This is a genomic window from Pseudoxanthomonas sp. SE1, from assembly GCF_029542205.1.
In the GTDB taxonomy this organism is placed as follows: Bacteria; Pseudomonadota; Gammaproteobacteria; order Xanthomonadales; family Xanthomonadaceae; genus Pseudoxanthomonas_A.
Genome location: NZ_CP113783.1, coordinates 1,662,207 through 1,678,143, shown reverse-complemented (window position 1 = coordinate 1,678,143; position 15,937 = coordinate 1,662,207). Strand labels below are relative to the sequence as shown.

13 protein-coding genes, 1 tRNA gene and 1 pseudogene are annotated in these 15,937 nt (G+C 66.4%); 6 read left to right on the top strand and 9 right to left on the bottom strand.

Annotated elements, in window-relative coordinates; translation table 11 throughout:
• The first annotated feature begins 35 nt into the window (after positions 1–35).
• Entirely contained in the window at positions 36–251 is a 216-nt protein-coding gene (locus OY559_RS07945; protein ID WP_277729494.1) for a hypothetical protein, read from the top strand.
• A 3-nt stretch (positions 252–254) separates the two neighbouring features.
• Here the strand turns inward: OY559_RS07945 and OY559_RS07940 are convergent, their stop codons facing one another.
• The 6 genes from OY559_RS07940 to OY559_RS07915 form a co-directional block, all read right to left on the bottom strand.
• Positions 255–698 (bottom strand): phage tail protein, encoded by a 444-nt coding sequence (locus tag OY559_RS07940; protein WP_277729493.1) that lies wholly within the window; start codon positions 696–698, stop codon positions 255–257.
• A gap of 570 nt (positions 699–1,268) precedes the next feature.
• Positions 1,269–1,628: a bleomycin resistance protein gene (locus OY559_RS07935; RefSeq protein ID WP_277729492.1), complete on the bottom strand. Its 360-nt coding sequence runs from the start codon at positions 1,626–1,628 to the stop codon at positions 1,269–1,271.
• Positions 1,629–1,751: 123 nt separating this feature from the next.
• Positions 1,752–1,991 carry a hypothetical protein gene (locus tag OY559_RS07930; protein WP_277729491.1) on the bottom strand — a complete coding sequence of 80 codons (240 nt, stop codon included), beginning with the start codon at positions 1,989–1,991 and terminating at the stop codon, positions 1,752–1,754.
• Positions 1,992–2,025: 34 nt separating this feature from the next.
• A complete protein-coding gene (locus OY559_RS07925; protein ID WP_277729490.1) occupies positions 2,026–2,568 on the bottom strand; it encodes an SRPBCC family protein in 543 nt (180 codons plus the stop codon).
• Positions 2,565–3,476: a M48 family metallopeptidase gene (locus tag OY559_RS07920; protein ID WP_277729489.1), complete on the bottom strand. Its 912-nt coding sequence runs from the start codon at positions 3,474–3,476 to the stop codon at positions 2,565–2,567. The genes OY559_RS07925 and OY559_RS07920 overlap by 4 nt, the downstream gene beginning before the upstream one ends.
• A gap of 17 nt (positions 3,477–3,493) precedes the next feature.
• Entirely contained in the window at positions 3,494–5,224 is a 1,731-nt protein-coding gene (locus tag OY559_RS07915) for a formylglycine-generating enzyme family protein (RefSeq protein ID WP_277729953.1), read from the bottom strand.
• Between the two features lie 243 nt (positions 5,225–5,467).
• Here OY559_RS07915 and rnd point away from each other — a divergent pair, with 243 nt between their 5' ends.
• From rnd to paoC, 5 genes are all read left to right on the top strand, one after another.
• Positions 5,468–6,577 carry a ribonuclease D gene (rnd, locus tag OY559_RS07910; protein WP_277729488.1) on the top strand — a complete coding sequence of 370 codons (1,110 nt, stop codon included), beginning with the start codon at positions 5,468–5,470 and terminating at the stop codon, positions 6,575–6,577.
• A gap of 17 nt (positions 6,578–6,594) precedes the next feature.
• Positions 6,595–6,670 (top strand) — tRNA-Ala (locus OY559_RS07905).
• Positions 6,671–7,528: 858 nt separating this feature from the next.
• Entirely contained in the window at positions 7,529–8,179 is a 651-nt protein-coding gene (paoA, locus tag OY559_RS07900; protein ID WP_277729487.1) for an aldehyde dehydrogenase iron-sulfur subunit PaoA, read from the top strand.
• On the top strand, positions 8,176–9,132 hold the full coding sequence (locus tag OY559_RS07895; protein ID WP_277729486.1) for an FAD binding domain-containing protein: 957 nt from the start codon (positions 8,176–8,178) through the stop codon (positions 9,130–9,132). The genes paoA and OY559_RS07895 overlap by 4 nt, the downstream gene beginning before the upstream one ends.
• Positions 9,129–11,324: an aldehyde oxidoreductase molybdenum-binding subunit PaoC gene (gene paoC / locus OY559_RS07890; protein WP_277729485.1), complete on the top strand. Its 2,196-nt coding sequence runs from the start codon at positions 9,129–9,131 to the stop codon at positions 11,322–11,324. The genes OY559_RS07895 and paoC overlap by 4 nt, the downstream gene beginning before the upstream one ends.
• Positions 11,325–11,366: 42 nt before the next feature.
• On the opposite strand, the pseudogene OY559_RS07885 reads toward paoC, so the two are convergent.
• The 3 genes and pseudogenes from OY559_RS07885 to OY559_RS07875 form a co-directional block, all read right to left on the bottom strand.
• Positions 11,367–11,681: pseudogene (locus OY559_RS07885) on the bottom strand (IS30 family transposase); the annotation flags it as partial.
• A 244-nt stretch (positions 11,682–11,925) separates the two neighbouring features.
• Positions 11,926–14,694 (bottom strand): TonB-dependent receptor, encoded by a 2,769-nt coding sequence (locus tag OY559_RS07880; RefSeq protein ID WP_277729484.1) that lies wholly within the window; start codon positions 14,692–14,694, stop codon positions 11,926–11,928.
• A 315-nt stretch (positions 14,695–15,009) separates the two neighbouring features.
• Entirely contained in the window at positions 15,010–15,936 is a 927-nt protein-coding gene (locus OY559_RS07875) for an alpha/beta hydrolase (RefSeq protein WP_277729483.1), read from the bottom strand.
• Position 15,937 lies beyond the last annotated feature (1 nt).

The following is a 15,937-nucleotide window of genomic DNA, read 5'->3' as shown; positions in this document are numbered from 1 at the left end:
GTCATGCTCCCGGCGTCACCCGTCGGGAGCTGTCCGTGGAATCGATCGCATGGTGGCTGGGGGAGGCGTGGGCAAAGCCACGCCTGCTGGTTCCGCTCCTGCTCGGCATCGGTGCCGGCGTTGCCCTGTACTTCCTGACCGGCAAGCAGCCTTCGTCCGCCGCGATGGCTCTGGGCTGCGCGCTGCTCGGCCTGGTGATCGGCTTCGTGCTGGAATACCTGCGCGAGCCCCCACGCGATACGACAGACTGACCGCTACTCCATCTCGAAGCGGTCGAACGCGATCTCCAGCGTCTCGAACAGCGTCTCCGCCACCGCCGCATCCATCGGCAAGGTGCGATAGGCCGCCGGCCGCGCACGCAGGAAGCGCCAGCGCAGCACCGCGTTGCCCTGCTCGTCCAGCAGCGTCACGCTGATATCGCGCCGCGCGTCGCCGCCGTTGCGCGCCTCGTTCCACCACTGGTACCACGACAGCGAACCGGTCACGCCACGGCGCAGCACCAGATCGTCGTAGTGCGTCAGCGTGGACAGCTTCATCGATTCGCTGGTCTTGTCGTTCCCGCTGCGGTACTCGTTGAGCTGCAGCCGCGCATCGGGGAACACCACGACGGCCACGCCACCGCCGGGACCGTCGTCACCGGTACCGAGGTCGACGAGGAAGTTCATTCCGGGATACGGGCGATCACGTACGTTGGGCATGGCAGGGATGCCCTTCGTGAGGGGAATGCCGGCCACCGGACAGGAACCGGCGCCGCTCACCTTGGGCAACGCGTGGACGTGCCGCCAGCGGTCAGCGGCGGACGGCCGTGGGCCGCGCGCAAGGCCCGGCGCCCGGAAGATCACCGCTCCAGGCCCGCCCTCGGGGCCCTCCATGCCGAAGGCGCGCATCGCCCGCTGCCGCGCAAGGCCAGGAGGCTTGCGCGCACCCGCGCGAACGTGACGCATGAGCCCGAAACCTTCATCCGCGATACCCGGAGGCTTGCGCGCCAGGCGTCGGGGCTCGGCGCCGCAAGCCTCGGAAGGCCGAGGGCAAGGCTGAATGTGAGACCAGCGGAGCGAACGACCCGGCGCGCGACCCGGACCGTCTTGCGCGCGGGCCTCGACGCCTCGCGGCGGCGAGCGGAAACGCGATTTCACAAGGCATGGAGACTTGCGCGCGAAGCACCTGTGGCGTGCGCACGAACGTGGCGCGTTCAAGCGTGACATCGGGAAGCCCGCGCGCAAGCCTTCGGAGCTCGCACGCGGTCTTCGCGCGCTGGCGCTCCGGGCTCAGGCGCCTTCGACCCCGCGCGCCTGCCCGATCCACAACCGGTTGCCGTCCGGATCGTCGATGCGGAACTCGCGCATGCCGTAGAACGTAGTGTCCAGGTCGGGGACGTCCAGACCATTCGCGCGTGCCTGCGCATGGAAGGCGTCGATGTTGTCGGGGTAGAGATAGAGCACCGCGTTGCGCGGCGTATCCGGGTTCACGTTGATCGACTGGTCCAGCATCACCCGGCAGTCGCCCCAGCGCAGCTTCGCCCAGCCCCAGTCGTCGCGGCGATCCTCGACGGTGAAGCCGAGCTGTTCGTAGAACGCGATCGCCCGCGGCAGATGGCGGACAGGTTGCATGGGAATGATGTGGGGCATGGAAACTTGCTCTCCGTAGGATGGGTTGAGCCGAAGGCGATACCCATCGGGCTGGACCATGAATTCGCAAGCGATGGGTATCGCCTTCGGCTCAACCCATCCTACGAAAATGTACTGCCCGCCTTACTCCGCTGCCCACACCACATCGATGCCGTCCGACTCGCCGACCGCCGTGCGCAGCAGCGCGATGAACCCGGCGCTGGCACCGAGGCTCTCCAGCGCATCGATGGCGGTGTGTTCCACGTAATAGTCTTGGTCCCTGGACGATTCCTCTTCCATGTAGTCCACCAGCATCTGCAGGTCGACTTCCGAGATGCTGCCCAGCGTGCGGCCACTGTCCTTTTCCGACAAACGAATGCTCATGCGGTCTTCCTTTCCTCGAACGTTGGGGTGGATGTCAGCGCGGGGCGCCGTCGGTGCCCTTGCGCAGGAAGGCGGCCAGGCCACCGAGTTGCAGGCCCTGCACCTTGTCCACGACGGGCGCGAACTTGCTCATGTCATCCGGCGTGTAGCCGCCGGCGCGATACCACAGGGTGATGCGGGTGCCGCCGTTCTCTTCGGTGAAGCGCCACTCCAGTGCACCGTGCAGGCCCATGCCCTGCAACGGGCCGAGGCCGCCGGTCATGCGCATGAGCTTGCCCGGATCGGTGAAGGTCACCGTCATGTGCCACGCCTGCTGCGCGCCGTTGATCTCGCAGAAGCAGCCACCGGCCTTGTCGCTGATGGCGAGCTTCGACGCGTCGCCCCACCAGGTGTGGTCGGCCGGCCACCAGCGGCCGACATCGTTGACCAGCGCCGCGTACGCCACCTGCGGCGCGACCGGCACCCATTCGGAATTCTCGATGGTGAAGCCGCTGGGCTGCGCGTCCTTGACCGCAGCCTGCGCCGGTACCGCGAAGCCCGCGACGAAGAACAGCAGGACACCGGCCAGCCCCCTCATTGCGCCGCTCCCTGCGGACAGAACTTCTGGCGGTACTCCATCGCCTTGGGCATCAGCGCGGTGAGGTTCTGGATGCGCGTGCCGGGATTCGGGTGGGTGGAGGAAAACTCCGGCGGTGCCTGTCCGCCGCTGGCTTCGCTCATGCGCTGCCACAGCGGCACGGCTTCCTGCGGGTTGAAGCAGGCGGCCGCGGCCAGCATCAGGCCGACTTCATCGGCCTGCGTCTCGTGCTCGCGTGCATACGGCAGCAGGTAGCCGTACCCCATCGCGGCCATCACCATCTGCTGCTGTTGCGGGTCCATGCCGCTCATTGCGCCGGCCATCTGGCCGATCTGGGTGAGCTTCTGCTGCGACATGCGCTGCGCGCCGTGGCGCAGCAGCGCGTGGGCGATCTCGTGGCCCATCACGACCGCTACCGCGTCGGCGTTCTTCGCCACCGGGATCAGCCCGGTGTAGACCGCCATCTTGCCGCCCGGCAGGCAGAAGGCATTAGCCTGGTCGGACTGGATGACGTTGACGTCCCACTCGAAGGTCTTCCAGTTGCCGCTGGGCTGGGTGCCCTTCTCCGCCGCGATGGCGGCTTCGACTTCGGGGATCTTCGCGATCAGGCGTTGCGCGATGGTGCGCACCTGTTGCGCGATCTGCGAGTTGGGATCGACCGGGCGCTCCTGCTGCAGGATTTCCTCGTAGGCCTGCAGGCCCAGGGCCTTTTCCTCTTCCACGCCGATCGAGTTGTCGATCAGCACTTTCTCGCCGGTGTACGGATCGACCACGCGATTGTTGAGGTAATAGCAGCCGCCATACACCAGGAAGCCCAGCAGGATCAGCCAGCGCAGGTTGCCCAGTCCGCCGCCCCGCCGCCCGCCGCCCTGCCCGTAGTGCGAGCGCCCGTTTGGATCTTGCCTCATCACCCTCTCCCTGGCGGCTAGATGCCGCGAACGACGCGGAAGCCCACCCGCGCATTAGTCATATCCGAATCCGACGACGAGCGCCACGCGGCACGTGCCTGTGCCGGTGAACTGGCCCAGGAGCCGCCGCGCACCACCCGCGACCGGCAGCCGGGATTGAACCATGCCGCGCCATCCGCCGGAGCGCGCCGGTAGCTGGCGTGCCAGCAGTCGCCGACCCATTCGCTGATGTTGCCGTCCAGGTCCTTCAGGCCGAAGGCATTGGCGCGGAAGCGGCCCACCGGCGCCGGCCCCCAGTAGCCGTCGCCGTAGCCGATGAAGGCGTTGTTCCAGGTCCGCCCGCTGGGCGAACGGTCGTTGCCCCCGGTCAGGTTGGCCACCCCGCGGGGGGGCTGGCCGTTGCCCCAGGGATAGCGGCCCTGCTGGCCGGCACGCAGGGCGTATTCGTATTCGGCCTCGCTGGGCAGGCGGTAGCCATGGCCGGTCTGGCCGGCCAGCCATTCGGCGTAGGCCTCGGCGTCGTACACGCTGACGTGCAGCACCGGCATGTCGTCGCTGGCGGGCTGGCCGTTGTAGTCCGAGCGCCAGTCCACGCCGCTGCGGCGCACGAAATTGCCGCTGCGCTCGTCGTAGACGATGGAGTGCCCGCGTCGCGTGGCGCGTGGGCGGTACTGGGTTGCTTCCACGAAGCGGCGGAATTCGCCCACCGTCACCGGGTGCAGGGCCATCGCGAATCCGCGATCGAACCGCACGTAGTGGGCGGGCTTCTCGGCATCGGCGGCATCCTTTTCGTCCTCGCCCGCGCCCATGCTGAAGCCACCATGCGGCACCACCACCATCGCCGGCCCGCGGCCACCATGGTGCAGTGCATCGGTGAAAGCCTGGCCCGGACGGTACAGGCCGTAGTGCGTGGCCAGGTCGATGCGCTGGCGGAAATCGGCCGCCACGCGGTTGCCGGGCTCGGCGATGCGCAACACCTCGGCCAGCTTCACGCGTGCGTCCTTCAGCCCGAGCGGGGTGGCCATGTCGCGTACGCCGGCATCGCGCAGTTCGGCGATGCGCGCCATGCGGATGGCCTCCACGCGCACGCGCGCATCGGCCACGGTCTGCGCGTCCTCGCGGACCTTGGCGGCATGGTCCAGCCAGAGGCGCGTGGTGGCGAAGTCGCTGGCCAGCGCCGCCTCTTCCGCGCGGCGGATCATGGCGCTCTCCACTGCGGCAACACCCTGCATGGCGCGCGGCTGGCCGGGCTTCCATTTCAGCACTTCGCGGAAACCCGCCAGTGCGCCGCCGCCGTTCTCGCCCAGCGTGCCTTCGCGCAGGGCGCGTTCGCTGGCCACGTTCAGCCGGGTGAGCTGGTCGGCCTCGTCCACCCGCGCGAGATAGGCGATCACCGCCGGATCGGCCGGGGCCACGGTACGCGCCACGGCGGCGATCTGCCGTGCACGACGGAGGGCCTCGGTGCGGTCCTCGGCATGGCGCATCACCTGCGCGCCCTGGTCCAGCAGGCGGTCCAGGCTGCGGCCGAGGCCGGTCTTCGCGCGCGCATCGCCGGCATCGAGCCGCTGCAGCGCGAGGTAAAGCGGAATCGCGTCGTCCGGCCCATCGAACAGGCGCCCTTCGGACAACGCACGCGCCGCGCGCCGGTGCGCGTCGGCAGCATCGTCGGGCACCAGGGCCACGGCGGGCGGGCGCCAGTTCAGTTCGTCCACGCCGCTGTCGTCGCCCGTCACGGTCACGCTGGGCATGCGCACGGCATCGGCGGCGGCACCCGCTTCGTCCGGCGTCGCCGCATCGCGCGAACACGCGGCGAGCCACGGCAGCGAGATCAACAAGGCGGCAAGGATCGCGCGCAAACACCCTCCGTGATGGGAGCCACCGGCCCCCGTGAGAGAATGCCGGCAGACATGACCGGCAGACGATACGGGTTGAGCCCGGACCTTAGGTTATTGTCCCCTGACTGAGCAAACCACGCATCACGCGGAGATTTCGTGCCCCACTGGATCGACACCCCCACCGCGCTGGACGCGCAGCTGCAACGCCTGCCTACGCGGATCGGCCTGGATACCGAGTTCGTGCGCGAACGCACCTATTGGCCGCAGCTGGCGCTGGTGCAGATCGCCATCGACGACGACGTGCTGCTCGTCGACCCCCTGGTGCCCGGCATGACCGATGCGCTGAGGCCGTGGCTGCTGGACACCACGATCACCAAGGTCATGCACAGCGCGAGTGAAGACCTGGTGGCGTTCAAGTTCGCCTGCAATGCGCTGCCGACGCCGTTGTTCGATACGCAGATCGCCGCCGCCATCGGTGGGGTGGCCGCCGGCCTGGGCTACCAGAAGCTGGTGGAACGCATCACCGGCGTGGTGCTGCCCAAGGGCGAGACCCGCTCGGACTGGCTGCGCCGGCCGTTGAGCGAGTCGCAGCTGCACTATGCGGCCGACGATGTGCGCTATCTGTTCGCGGTGCACGACGCGCTCCGGACCGGACTGGCATCCAGTGGCCGCCTCGCATGGCTGGAAGAAGACTGTGCCCGCTTCGTGGAGAACGCGGCGCAGGACGAGGGCGAACGTTGGCCGCACCTGTCCATGCGCAGCGCGCAGTTCCTCGACGCCGAGGCGCAGCAACGGCTGGTGCGCCTGTTGCGCTGGCGCGAAACGCAGGCCCGCGCCAGCGACAAGCCGCGCAGCTGGATCCTGGACAACGAGCTGGCGGTAAACCTCGCCCGCACGCCGCCGATGGACAAGGCGGCGCTGTTGCGCCTGTTCGACACCCAGCCCAAGGCGCCCCGCAAGCTGGCCGACGCGATCTGGCAGACGCTGTCCACGCCGCTGGACGACGAAGCCGGCATGCCGCTGGCGCGCAACGCCACCGATGGCGACAAGGCGCAGATCAAGCGCCTGCAGGATGCGGTGTCGGCCCGCAGTGCCGAACTCGGCCTGCCGGACGGCGTGCTGGCCTCGCGCCGGTACCTGGAGGCGCTGCAGGAATCGGGCCAGTGGCCCGCCGCCCTGTCGGGTTGGCGGCGCGGCGAACTGGAGCCCACGCTGGCGCCCATCCTGGCCCGCGCGGGCTTGGCACAGGAAGCGGCCGCGGGCTAGAATGGCGCCGCTCTTGTGGGGCCATAGCTCAGCTGGGAGAGCGCGTCGTTCGCAATGACGAGGTCGGGAGTTCGATCCTCCCTGGCTCCACCAACATTCAAAGCCCCGCTTCGGCGGGGCTTTCTTTTTCAGGGATTTTCCGCTCTTGCACCTGGGCGCGGATGGTCCTCGCCCTGAGATTGATGCGCGGTCTCTCCGCCTCTCCGACTTACAAGGAACTTACGGAATCGAAAGAAGGCGCGTCCAACTGACCACGATGATCGTCGGCTACCGCCCTGCTCACGGATCACCCCGATGATGTCAGCAACGCGCTGGTGAGCGGCTTTCTGCTCCGGGTGCAGCCTGGGGGGCACAGGGGCTGGATCGTCACTTGGGCACACGGGAAGCGTCACGCTGGGGCTCGTCGAACACCTGCCACTCGTCACGCCAGGGATGTCGCCCTGAATCACCCCGGGTTTCGCAGCAGGACGCATCAATTGACCCTCGCATCCGTAGCGAGCGGGTCAGAAGCTCATGCACGATGACGACGCTCCTCACGGTGGCGCTGGAAGTCCTTGAACCATTGCGTAAACGCGTGACCGACTGGTCCGACGTGGGCGACAGTCGGAACCAACTCCACACAAGGCGACATCATCGAGCTTGAAGCTGGCGACCGCGTCGCGTCACGAGGCGGATGCAGGGTCAATCCGGAATGCCAGCGGCGATGGCGAAACACTCGTGGAGCGGTATCGACAAACTGTTGCGTCGATCGGTTGAATCCAAGGCCAGAATCGGACATCTCGGCGGAGCGCGCCTTGCCCACCCGACGCTCGGACTGTCGCACCCATGCAACGGCTGGCCGCATCGTTCACAGCGTCATAAGACCTCTCTGCTACACAATCAGCTGTCTAGCCACAGGCAAGCCCAGTGCCTCGGCACTCCCGCTTGGCTTGCAGCCAAAGGGTCATCGCCATGACAATTCCGCAAGAACCTTTCAAGTTCAGCCGCCGCGAAGTGCTCCTGGCGGGTGCTTCCTCCGTTGCCGCAAGCACCTCGCCCAGAGCCCTGGCTTCCGCGGTTCAGGGAGCATCCTCTGCTGCCAGACCACCCGTCCTGACGAGGGTGAGCTTTAGCGTCAATGGCGCGACGCACACCCTCGACCTGGACACCCGCACGACACTGCTCGATGCGCTGCGGGAGAATCTGAAACTGACTGGCAGCAAGAAGGGTTGCGATCACGGTCAGTGCGGCGCATGCACGGTGTTGGTGGAGGGTCGCCGGGTGAACTCATGTCTAAGCCTGGCCGTGCTGCATGAGGGCGACCGGATCACCACGATCGAAGGCCTCGGCAAGCCGGAGGCGTTGCATCCGATGCAAAAGGCCTTTGTCGATCACGATGGCTACCAGTGCGGGTACTGCACGCCGGGCCAGATCTGCTCTGCGGTCGCGGTGTTGGATGAAATCAAGGATGGCATCCCCAGCCACGTCACCGCAGACCTGACGGAGCGGCCGCGCGTCACCGCTGCCGAGCTGCGTGAGCGCATGAGCGGCAACATCTGCCGGTGTGGTGCCTACTCCAACATCATCGATGCCATGACCGACGTCTCTGGAGCTCGCTCATGAAGGCATTCTCCTACGAGCGAGCAAAGACGCCTGCGGAGGCCGCCGCCGCCGCGGTTCGTATGCCGGGAGCGCGCTTCATTGCCGGCGGCACGAATCTGGTCGACCTGATGAAGCTGGAGGTGGAAGCTCCGACGCATCTGATCGACATCAACGCTTTGCCACTGAACAAGATCGAGAAGACCAAAGAGGGCGGATTGCGCATAGGAGCCCTGGTACGCAATACCGATCTGGCCGCGGATGCGCGTGTGCGCAAGGACTACGCGGTGCTCTCCCGCGCGTTGCTGGCCGGCGCGTCGGGTCAGTTGCGCAACCGCGCCACGACCGCGGGCAATCTCCTGCAGCGTACGCGATGCCCCTACTTCTACGACACCGCGCAGCCGTGTAACAAGCGCCTGCCGGGCAGTGGGTGCGCGGCTATTGGCGGCTTCGACCGTACGCATGCGATTCTCGGTGCCAGCGAGGCATGTATTGCGACCCACCCCAGCGACATGGCCGTGGCGCTGCGCGCCCTGGATGCGGTTGTGGAGACAGTCAAACCCGATGGCAGCACGCGGCGGATTCCTTTAGGGGAGTTCCATCGACTGCCGGCATCGACGCCTCACTTGGAAACGGCGCTTGAGCAGGGTGAACTGATCACTGCAGTCACATTGCCCGAGCCTGTGGGTGGCAAGCATTTCTATCGAAAGGTCCGCGATCGCGCGTCCTATGCATTTGCGTTGATCTCCGTGGCCGCCATTGTCCAGCGCGACGGCAAGGGCCACGTCGCGCTGGGCGGCGTTGCGGCGCGCCCATGGCGCGTGGAGGAGGCAGAGCGCGAGCTGCCCAACGGCGCCGCCGCCGTGGCCACGCCCTTGCTGGCGGGGGCCAGGACCAGCGAACTCAATGCGTTCAAGGTGCCACTGGTGGAGCGGACCATCGCGTCCGTGCTGGAAGATGCAGGAGTGCGCTCATGAAATTCGACACGCCCGCCACCACCAATCCGATCGACCAGTTGAAGGTCGTAGGCAAGCCCACGGCACGGATCGATGGCCCGCGCAAGGTCACCGGAACTGCCCCTTATGCCTACGAACGGCACGACGTGGTGGCCAATCAAGCTTACGGATATCCGGTCTGTTCCACGATTCCCAAAGGCCGCATCGTCTCGATCGACACCTCTGCCGCGCGTAACGCGCCTGGCGTGCTGGCCGTGGTCACGGGCAAGAATGCGGGCACGCTGGCCAAGGGCAACTTCAATACCGCGCATCTGTTGGCCGTGACGGATGTCCAGCACTACCATCAGGCCGTGGCACTGGTCGTGGCCGAGACGTTCGAGCAAGCCCGGGCCGCTGCCCAGCTGGTCAAGGTGGACTACGCACGGGCCCAGGGCCGCTTCGACCTCGCCGCGGCGAAAGCCTCGGCCACCATGCCCAAGAGCGACCCCGATACAGGGGCCGGCGACTTCGAAGCGAATTTCCCCTCCGCTCCCGTCCAACTGGACGTGACCTACACCACGCCCGACCAGTCCCACGTGATGATGGAACCTCATGCCAGCATCGCGGCCTGGCAGGGCGACGCGCTGACTCTGTGGACGTCCAACCAGATGATCAACTGGGGCAAGCAGGACATGGCGCGCACGCTGGGCATTCCTGCGGACAAGGTGCGCCTGGACTCGCCGTTCATCGGCGGAGGTTTCGGCTCCAAGCTGTTCCTTCGCTCGGATGCGCTATTGGCGGCGTTGGGCGCGCGTGCGGCCAAGCGTCCGGTCAAGGTGGCGCTGCCGCGCCCGTTGTCACTCAACAACACGACGCACCGGCCGGCGACCATCCAGCGGATCCGCATTGGGTGCGGCAACGACGGCCGCATTTCGGCCATTGCTCACGAGAGTTGGTCCGGTGATCTCCCCGGGGGCGGTCCAGAGGTCGCCACGCAGCAGACGCGCTGGCTCTACGCTGGCGAACACCGCAAGTGCGCGCTGCGCCTTGCCGAGCTCGACCTGCCTGAGGGAAATGCCATGCGTGCTCCGGGTGAAGCGCCGGGCATGATGGCGTTGGAAGCAGCCGTGGACGAAATGGCCGAGAAGCTGGCCATGGATCCGGTGGAGTTTCGCATTCTCAATGACACCCAGGTCGATCCGGAAAAGCCGGAGCGCCCTTTCTCGCAGCGCCAACTGGTGCAATGCCTGAAGACAGGTGCGGACAAGTTCGGCTGGGCCAAACGCAATGCCAAGCCCGCGCAGGTGCGTGATGGCCGTTGGTGGGTCGGGATGGGCGTGGCGGCCGCCTACCGCAACAACCTGGTGATGAAGTCCGGCGCCCGGATCCGGCTTACCCCTCAAGGGCGAATCGTTGTCGAAACGGATATGACCGACATCGGTACGGGGACGTACACCATCATTGCGCAGACCGCTGCGGAAATGATGGGCGTCCCGCTGGATCGGGTGGATGTCCGTCTGGGTGATTCAAGCTTCCCGGTCTCAGCGGGCTCGGGCGGCCAATGGGGCGCCAACAGCTCCACCGCAGGCGTATACGCGGCCTGCGTCAAGTTGCGCGATACCGTGGCAACCAAGCTCGGGCTGGATCCCGCTCGCGCGCAGTTCATCGACGGGCATGTTGTGAACGCGGGCAAGGATATCCCTTTGGTCCAAGCCGCCCACGACGGCGAGCTGGTGGCCGAGGACACCATCGAATTCGGCGACCTCCAGAAGAAGTTCCAGCAGGCCACTTTCGGTGCGCACTTCGTTGAAGTCGGCGTGGACGCCTATACGGCCGAGATCCGTATCCGTCGCATGCTGGCTGTCTGCGCCGCGGGCCGGATACTGAATCCCACCTCGGCCCGAAGCCAGGTCATCGGCGCCATGGTCATGGGGGCCGGCGCCGCGCTGATGGAAGAGCTGGCCGTCGACAAGCGGCTAGGCTTCTTCGTCAATCACGATCTGGCCGGCTACGAGGTCCCGGTACATGCGGACATCCCTCACCAGGAGGTGATTTTCCTGGATGAGACGGACCCCATCTCCTCGCCGATGAAGGCAAAGGGCGTTGGCGAACTCGGCATCTGTGGCGTCGGCGGAGCGATCGCCAATGCCGTCTACAACGCGTCAGGTGTTCGCGTCCGCGAATACCCGATCACGCTCGACAAGCTGATCGAAAAGCTCCCTCTCAGGGTTTAGGCATGTGATCCTTGATGTCCGCTTCGGGTCCTGGGTTCGACCGATCGACGCAACAGCTTTTCGCTGCCGCTCTGCCTGTGTTTCGTAGCCAAGCGTGCATGGCCGCTCGTTGAGCTGGCGCGCCACGGCATCCAGCATGGCGTGCGAGACATCCTCCAGGCCGATCCCCCTGGGGAAGTACTGCCGCATCAGGCCGTTGCTGTTCTCGTTGGTGCCCCGTTGCCAAGGAGGATGCGGATCGCAGAAATAGACGTGGATGTCCGTGGCCAAGATGAAGCGGCGACGCTCCGTCATCTCCTCGCCTCGATTCCAGGTCAGTGAAGGGCACAACTGCTTTGGCAGGCGCCGTGCGTTCTTGAAGCGCCGCGCCCTGGCCGGTGACTAGGGGGGCGCCAGATGCCCGACAAACGGCGTTGGCAGATATCCGGTACGTCGATCCTCGTGAAAACGCGTGAAACCTCGCTGATGTACTCAGCTTCGTTGAATCCACGTCTCCATCCGCGCGCGTAGACACGGTGCCTACAGCCAGTCTTGTCCCCTCCCAAAGAAAAAGCCCGCCGGCACAAGGCCGACGGGCTGGGAGAACAAGATATCGCGTGGATCAGAACTTGTAGCTGACGCCCAGCAGGTAGCTGCGGCCCCACTCGACGTATTCCAGCGGACGATCCTTGGTGCCGGCGTAGGTCTGGTAGGCCTCGTCGGTCAGGTTGCTGGCCTGGAACAGCACGCTCAGGCCACCGAGCGCATGCCCGTCCGGGAACGTGTAGCTGACCTGCGCGTCGGTGATGTTCTCGCCGACCACGTAACGCAGCGTGCGGTTGCCGTTGAAGTTGCCGATCTCACCGATGAAGTCCGAACGCCGACGCTGGTTGATGCGCGCCTCGAAGCCGTTCTTCTCGAAGTACACCGTCAGGTTGTAGACCCGCTTGGACAGGCCCGGCAGGTCGATGTCGCCCGCACCCACGCTGGACGCACTCTCCGGGTCGCGGATCTGGATGTTGCTGTCGTTGAACGTGGCGCTGGCCACCGCACCGAAGCCCTGCAGTGCATCGCTGAACATGTCGAACGGCAGCGACGCCGACAGCTCCAGACCCTGCAGCGTCCCGCCCTCGCCGTTCACCGGCCGCGAGTAGCTGCCCGTCGGGTTGACACCGACGCCCGGGAAGTTCGGGTGCGGCGGGATGTCGGACGTGTAGTCCGACAGATCGTAGAACGGATCGGTCTGGGTATAGATGTACGACTGCAGGTCCTTGTAGAAGTACGCCGCCGCCACATACGCCTTGGTGCCGAAGTACTTCTCGTAGGACACGTCGAACGCATACGCCCGCCACGGATCCAGCAGCGGATTGCCGCCGCTGGCGAAGCTGTTGCGCAGGCCGGTGCCGTTGTTCTGGTCCGGACCGTCCGACGCCGTGACTTCCAGCGAAGCGCGCAGCTGGTCCACGCGCGGACGCGCCACCTGCTTGGCCATCGCGACGCGCAGGGTCTGGTCGTTGTCGAAACCGAACGCCAGGTTCATGCTCGGCAGCACGTCGGTGAAGGTCTTGCCCATGTGGATGGGCAGCGGATTGCTGCCGCCACTGAGCCTGATCGCATCGGAGGACTGGTCGACGTGCTGGACCTGCACGCCCGCGTTGCCGCGCACGCTCACGTTGCCCCACGCGGTGTCGATGTTGCCGCGCACGTAGGCCGTGGTGGTCTTCTCGCGCACGTCCCACGCCTTGGCGACGAGATACGGGAATGCGCTGTCGCTCGGCTCGAACGTCATGTAGCGCGCGACGGCTGCGGGCACGTTCCAGGACGGGATATAGCCGATGCCGGCAAAGCCGAGGTCGACCGGACGGTACTGCAGGTCGGACCCGATCGTCGTGTTGCCTTGCGGGCCCAGGTTGATGTTGGCCTCGGGCTGGCGCTTGTTCTTCTCGCGGTCGGCGTAGTTCAGGCCGACATCGATGTCCGACATCCAGGACAGGAACGCCGGCGCCGGGAACGATGCTGCCAGCTTGCCGGTGCGGAGTTCATCGACGACGCTCGGCACCTTGCCGTAGCCCGAGCCGTAGATCGTGCCGGTCAGGTACAGCGACTCCGGGTTCGAATAGTCGCGACCGGGGTTGATCTGCGAGAAGCCGTTGTTCCGGATCTGCAGCTGCAGCGTGTCCAGCTGCGGTGCCGGCAGCAGCTGCGTGTTGTTCTCGAGGTTGAGCTCGTCACGCTTGGCGCGGGACCAGCCCACGTCGGCGATGATGCGCACCTGGCCGGTCGTGAACTCGTTGTTCCAGCCGAAGGCGTTGATCTCGTCTTCGCGACGGTTGTACATGCCGCGCACCAGCGGGTACACGTTGCCCATGGTGCCGCCGGTGAACGTGTTGTCGCCGTTGATGACGGGATTGGTGACGTCCAGACGGCCATAGCCGCCGTTGTAGTCGCCGATATGGACTTCGAACTGGTTGGCCGTATCGACCTGCTCGGCTTCCGAATGGAACAGGTCCAGCGTGCTCGTCCACGCGTTCGACGGACGGAACTGCACCGTGGCCATCACGCCATCACGCTTGGTTTCGCCGGTGCGGCGCAACGCCTTGATGCCGTCGGAATAGAACGTGCCGGCCGGCACGCCCGGGCGCCAGTTGTCGCCGATGGCCTGCCAGGGCTCGTACAGGCCCACCTGGTTTTCCTGGATCGGCGTGGTGGTATGCGAATACCCGATCGAGAAGCCGAACGTGCGCGCTTCGTTCTGGGTGATGTAGCTGGCGTTGATGCGCTCGCCGTAGGCCGACGCATCGGCCGCCGCGCCCAGCGAGTTGCGCTGGCCGCGCACGCCGACGGTGCCCACCGGCGCATCGAAGCTCAACGGGCGCACGGTCTGCATGTCGATGGTGCCCGACAGGCCCTGGCCGATGAGGCCGGCATCGGGTGTCTTGTACACCGTCACGCCACCGACCAGCTCGGACGGATACTGGTCGAACTCGACGCTGCGGTTGTCGCCGGTGCTGACCATCTCGCGACCGTTGAGCAGCGTGGTGGAGAAATCGGGCGACAGGCCGCGCACGCTGATCACCTGCGCACGACCCGCGACGCGCTGCGCGGCCAGGCCGGGCAGGCGGCCGATGGATTCGCCGATGCTGACATCCGGCAGCTTGCCGATGTCTTCGGCGGATACCGCCTCGACGATGGAAGTGGAATCGCGCTTGACCGAAATCGCGCTCTCGATGCCGCGGCGGATGCCCGTCACCACCACCGTTTCCAGCTCGGTGGCATCGGTCGATTGCGTCTGTTCGTCGGCGGTTTCGGCGGTCTGGGCCTGTACGCCCGTCGCGGTGAGCGCGATGGCGGACGCCAACGCCGCGCTCAGCAGGTTGCGCTTGAGTTGCATGTTCCCCTCTCCAAGGACGTTGTATGCGATGAACCGGGTGCGTCGCACGATGCGATCGCCCGGGTCTGCCACGCCAGGGGCAAGTGCCCCGAAACGTGCGGCAATGGTAGTGGCGCGCGCAGCTGCACAATCCGCGCTGCATACGTATTCATGCATATTCCACGCACTGGCGTAACACGGGTTCCGTGGGCGCGGACGACCACGCGCACGCACGATGAAGGCATCGTCGTGGTCGTTCAGGCAACAGGTCGCCACGCGCGGCGCGCGATCATGCGCGCACGCCGGCGGTGGGGCGCGCGCGCGAAGGCGCTGCCGTCAGGGCCGCAGCAGGAAGCCCAGCGGCACTTCGATGCGATCCCGCCACGCCGCTTCGTTATGGTTCGCGCCCAGGTAGCGGTGGCTCAGGAAATCCACGCCCGGACGATAGCCACGCGCGCGCATCACGCTGTCGACACGCTGCTGGTAGGGCTCGTACAGCGCGTCGATGGCCTCGGTGCCGTAGTCGAAGTAGAAACGGTTGCCGCCGGGCGCAGGCAGGTGTTTCGCCACGTAGCCTTCGACGATGCCGCCTGCGATCGGCCAGTGCGTGGATACGCACCCTGCCCCGCCGAACACCTGCGGATATTCGGTCACCGCGTATGCGGAGATCAGCCCGCCCATGCTGGACCCCATCACGAAGGTGTCCGCCGGACCGGTGAGCGTGCGGTACTGCGCATCGATGAACGGCTTCAGCTCGGTGACGAGGAAGGCCAGGTAATCGTCCGCGACGATCTCGGCCGTGGGAAACGGCGGATCACCCGGCGTGGGGATGAATGTTTCGCCATCGATGGCCTTGCGCGGCATGTATTCCTGCAGGCGCTTCGGCGTGTTCCACACCGCGACGACGATGGCCGCGCGCGCATGCCCGTTGGCGATCAGGCGTGTCATCGCCTCGTCCACGCCCCAGTCCACGCGGGTGTACGAGGTCGACGGATCGAACACGTTCTGGCCGTCGTGCATGTAGAGCACGGGATAACGCGTGCCTTCCGCTTCCGTGTAGCCGGGCGGCAACCAGACGTCCACGTTCCTCGCTGCGACACGACGGGAAGGGAACTGCGCGTGCCGCAGCAGCGTGCCGGTGACGCCTTCGCCGGCCACGACCTGCGCAGCGGGGATGGCGGCCGCGCGCTCCTGTGCCTGCGCCCCGAGCGAGGCGGCGGCCAGCAGCAGCGCAATCCCGATCCTGCCCATGCACATGCCCATC